This window comes from Pleomorphochaeta sp. DL1XJH-081, from assembly GCF_049310885.1.
Lineage (GTDB): Bacteria > Spirochaetota > Spirochaetia > Sphaerochaetales > Sphaerochaetaceae > CAYZJV01.
The window spans coordinates 1-274 of sequence record NZ_JBMDYO010000092.1; the positions used below are offsets into that span (position 1 = coordinate 1).

Annotated in this window: 1 protein-coding gene; it reads right to left on the reverse strand. The window is 63.5% G+C overall.

Going from position 1 to position 274, the window contains the following annotated elements; translation table 11 throughout:
* A partial coding sequence (locus ACODJP_RS14020) for a TrmH family RNA methyltransferase (RefSeq protein WP_422482546.1) occupies positions 1 to 274 on the reverse strand: 274 nt, incomplete at both ends.

Consider the following 274-nt stretch of genomic DNA (forward strand, 5'->3'; position numbering starts at 1 on the left):
CTTCCACTTCGCCCTGCTCGTTAACGTGGGGGTAAGGCAGACCTTTTTGTCTGGCGACGCGGGCCAGCACCGGATAGCCGCCTTCGAACAGCAGGCGCTGCTGCTCTTGTGGCGGCAGCATGCTGTTGGCGCGTTGGTACATCCCGGCATTCTGCCGCTGGCGCTGCGCCTCGTAGAGGATCAGCGCCGAGGCGACGGAGACGTTCAGCGACTGCACCATGCCGATCATCGGGATAATGATGTCCTGATCGGCCAGCGCCAGCGCTTCCTGGGT